We start from the raw sequence: 291 nt of genomic DNA on the forward strand, positions 1-291 counted from the left end.
GGCGTACATGGCTGAAGTCGAGGCGCTGGAGCGTGAGCAGCCTGGCAGTGTGTTCGTCCATATTGATGACGAAGTTGGCGGTGTTGATCTTGGTGTTCTGGTTAATGGACTTGCGGAGAATACAGCGGTCTATACCTGTGGTCCTAACGGATTGATGGATGCGCTTTCTGTACAAATTGAACAGCGGCCCTCGATCAGTCTCCATATGGAGCGCTTCGGACGGATCGAGCTGGTGCCATTAGTTGATGCTGCAGCAATCAGTGATGATGCTACTGACGCAGCGTGCGATGT

Annotated in this window: 1 protein-coding gene; it reads left to right on the forward strand. The window is 52.9% G+C overall.

The genetic code is table 11. The features are described from left to right. On the forward strand, window positions 1-291 hold a 291-nt coding region (locus Q4563_RS19010), incomplete at both ends, for a hypothetical protein (protein WP_303605622.1).

Source organism: Gilvimarinus sp. 1_MG-2023, from assembly GCF_030548285.1.